The sequence below is a fragment of the Pseudomonas sp. REP124 genome, assembly GCF_020164475.1.
In the GTDB taxonomy this organism is placed as follows: Bacteria; Pseudomonadota; Gammaproteobacteria; order Pseudomonadales; family Pseudomonadaceae; genus Aquipseudomonas.
The window spans coordinates 1-3,935 of the sequence record NZ_JAIQWX010000260.1; the positions used below are offsets into that span (position 1 = coordinate 1).

2 protein-coding genes are annotated in these 3,935 nt (G+C 63.4%); both read right to left on the reverse strand.

Annotated elements, in window-relative coordinates:
• Positions 1-8: 8 nt before the first annotated feature.
• Complete coding sequence (gene prpF, locus K9857_RS29895) at positions 9-1,199, reverse strand: 2-methylaconitate cis-trans isomerase PrpF (RefSeq protein WP_224542115.1); 1,191 nt, start codon at positions 1,197-1,199, stop codon at positions 9-11.
• 63 nt (positions 1,200-1,262) lie between these two features.
• Positions 1,263-3,857, reverse strand: a complete 2,595-nt coding sequence (gene acnD / locus K9857_RS29900) for a Fe/S-dependent 2-methylisocitrate dehydratase AcnD (protein WP_224542116.1) — start codon at positions 3,855-3,857, stop codon at positions 1,263-1,265.
• Positions 3,858-3,935 lie beyond the last annotated feature (78 nt).

The window sequence follows — 3,935 nt, forward strand, 5'->3', positions numbered from 1 at the left end:
GGTGTGGGTTAGAAAGAGTCACCCGGCACGCGAACGTAGCCTTCCATCAACACCCGCGCGCTGCGACTCATGATCGCCTTGTTCACGGTCCACTCACCATTGACCTGACTGGCCTCGGCGCCCACGCGCAAGGTCCCGGACGGATGGCCGAAACGCACCGCGTTACGCTCGACGCCACCGGCCGCGAGGTTCACCAGGGTGCCGGTAATCGCCGCTGCGGTGCCGATCGCCACTGCCGCAGTGCCCATCATCGCGTGGTGCAGTTTGCCCATGGACAGAGCACGCACCAGCAGGTCGACATCACCGGCCGCAATCGCCTTGCCGCTGGAGGAAACATAGTCGGCAGGCTTGGCGACGAACGCCACTTTCGGCGTGTGCTGACGCTTGGCCGCGTCGTCGACGTTCGCGATCAGGCCCATGCGCAGGGCGCCGTAGGCACGGATGGTCTCGAACATCAGCAGCGCTTTCGGATCGCCGTTGATCGCGGCCTGCAACTCGGTGCCCTTGTAACCGATGTCTTCGGCATTGACGAAGATGGTCGGGATACCGGCGTTGATCATGGTCGCCTTGAAAGTGCCGACGCCCGGGACTTCCAGGTCATCGACCAGGTTGCCGGTAGGGAACATCGAACCGCCACCGCCCTCTTCTTCCGCTGCCGGATCAAGGAATTCGACCTGCACTTCAGCCGCCGGGAAGGTCACGCCGTCGAGTTCGAAATCGCCGGTTTCCTGCACTTCACCGTTGGTGATCGGTACGTGGGCGATGATGGTCTTGCCGATGTTGGCCTGCCATACGCGCACCACGGCCACGCCGTTGTGCGGGATGCGGCTGGCGTCCACCAGGCCGTTGCTGATGGCGAACGATCCGACCGCCGCGGTCAGGTTGCCGCAGTTGCCGCTCCAGTCCACGAAAGGCTTGTCGATGGAGACCTGACCGAACAGGTAATCGACATCGTGATCGGCCTTGATGCTTTTCGACAGGATTACGGTTTTGCTGGTGCTGGACGTCGCGCCGCCCATGCCGTCGATCTGCTTGTCGTACGGATCGGGGCTGCCGATCACGCGCAGCAGCAGGGCATCGCGGGCCGGACCTGGAACCTGGGCCGCTTCCGGCAGATCCTTCAGGCTGAAGAACACGCCTTTGCTGGTGCCGCCGCGCATGTAGGTGGCGGGAATCTTTATTTGAGCTGCATGAGCCATGGTGCTCGTTACTCCTTAAAACAGACACGGGACTCGAAAGCCCCGTGTCTGTACTGCCTGTGTTTAGACGGCTACCGCCGATTCTTCGAGGAAGTCCTGGGCGAAGCGCTGCAACACGCCGCCGGCCTCGTAGATCGACACTTCTTCGGCGGTGTCGAGACGGCAGGTCACCGGCACCTCGACGCGTTCGCCGTTCTTGCGATGGATCACCAGCGTCAGCTCGGCGCGTGGTTTGCGCTCGCCAATCACGTCATAGACTTCCGTGCCGTCGATGGCCAGGGTGTGGCGGTCGGTGCCCGACTTGAACTCCAGCGGCAACACGCCCATGCCCACCAGGTTGGTGCGGTGGATGCGCTCGAAACCTTCGGCGACGATCGCCTCGACACCCGCCAGACGCACGCCCTTGGCCGCCCAGTCACGGGACGAGCCCTGACCGTAGTCGGCACCGGCGATGATGATCAGCGACTGCTTGCGATCCATGTAGGTCTCGATGGCTTCCCACATGCGCATCACTTTGCCTTCCGGCTCGACGCGGGCCAGGGAACCCTGCTTGACCTTGCCGTTTTCCTGAACCATTTCGTTGAACAGTTTCGGGTTGGCGAAGGTAGCGCGCTGCGCGGTCAAGTGGTCGCCACGGTGCGTCGCGTAAGAGTTGAAGTCCTCTTCCGGCAGGCCCATTTTCGCCAGGTATTCGCCGGCGGCGCTGTCCATCATGATCGCGTTGGACGGCGACAGGTGGTCGGTGGTGATGTTGTCCGGCAGGACCGCCAGCGGGCGCATGCCCTTGAGCGGACGCGCGCCGGCCAGTGCGCCTTCCCAGTACGGCGGACGGCGGATGTAGGTGCTCATCTCGCGCCAGTCGTACAGCGGCGCAACTTTCGGGCCGTTGTCTTCGTGAATGGCGAACATCGGGATGTAGACCTGACGGAACTGCTCAGGCTTCACCGAAGCCTTCACCACGGCGTCGACTTCTTCGTCGCTCGGCCAGATGTCTTTCAGGCGGATTTCCTTGCCATCGACCACACCCAACACGTCTTTTTCGATGTCGAAACGGATGGTCCCGGCGATGGCGTAAGCGACCACCAGCGGCGGCGAGGCGAGGAATGCCTGTTTGGCGTACGGGTGAATCCGGCCGTCGAAGTTGCGGTTACCGGACAGTACGGCGGTGGCGTAAAGGTCGCGGTCGATGATTTCCTGCTGGATGACAGGGTCCAGCGCACCGGACATGCCGTTGCAGGTGGTGCAGGCGAAGGCCACGACGCCGAAACCGAGCTGTTCGAGCTCATCGGTCAGGCCGGCTTCGTCCAGGTAAAGGGCAACGGTTTTCGAGCCCGGTGCCAGGGACGACTTGACCCATGGCTTGCGGGTAAGGCCCAGCTTGTTGGCGTTGCGCGCCAGCAGGCCGGCGGCGATCACGTTGCGCGGGTTGCTGGTGTTGGTGCAGCTGGTGATGGCGGCGATGATTACCGCGCCGTCCGGCATCTGGCCCGGAACATCTTCCCACTGACCGGAAATGCCCTTGGCCGCCAGATCCGACACCGCGACACGGGCGTGCGGGTTGCTCGGGCCGGCCATGTTGCGCACGACCGAGGACAGATCGAAGGTCAGACCGCGCTCATATTGCGCGCCCTTGAGGCTGTCCGCCCACAGGCCGATCTGCTTGGCGTATTGCTCGACCAGTTGCACCTGCTCGTCATCACGGCCGGTGAGCTTGAGGTAGTCGATGGTCTGTTGGTCGATGTAGAACATCGCGGCGGTGGCGCCGTACTCGGGAGCCATGTTGGAGATGGTGGCACGGTCGCCCAGGGTCAGCGCCGAGGCGCCTTCGCCGAAGAACTCCAGCCATGCACCAACGACCTTCTGCTTGCGCAGGAACTCGGTCAGCGCCAGCACCATGTCGGTGGCGGTGATGCCCGGTTGCAGCTTGCCGGTCAGTTCGACGCCGACGCTTTCCGGCAGGCGCATCCAGGAGGCGCGGCCGAGCATCACGCTTTCCGCTTCCAGGCCACCAACGCCGATGGCGATCACGCCCAGCGCATCGACGTGCGGGGTGTGGCTGTCGGTGCCGACGCAGGTGTCTGGGAAGGCCACACCGTCACGGACCTGGATCACCGGAGACATTTTCTCCAGGTTGATCTGGTGCATGATGCCGTTGCCCGGCGGGATCACGTCGACGTTCTTGAACGCCTTCTTGGTCCAGTTGATGAAGTGGAAGCGATCTTCGTTGCGACGGTCTTCGATGGCGCGGTTCTTCTCGAACGCCTCCGGATCGAAACCACCGCGCTCGACGGCCAGGGAGTGGTCGACGATCAGTTGGGTCGGCACCACCGGGTTCACTTGCGCCGGGTCACCGCCCTGCTGGGCGATGGCGTCACGCAGGCCGGCGAGGTCCACCAGGGCGGTCTGGCCGAGAATGTCATGGCACACCACGCGGGCCGGGAACCATGGGAAGTCCAGGTCGCGCTTGCGCTCGATGAATTGCTTCAGGGATTCGGTGAGCGTGGCCGGGTCGCAGCGACGCACAAGGTTTTCCGCCAGCACGCGGGAGGTGTACGGCAGGGTGTCGTAGGCGCCAGGCTGGATGGCCTCGACCGCCGCGCGGACATCGAAGTAATCCAGATGGCTGCCGGGCAGCGTTTTACGGAATTCTGTGTTCATCAGTCGGGACTCGGTCACGGTAAATACAAAAGGCGGGGTCTACACCGATCCTGAAGACTTGCACTGCCCACTGTGGGA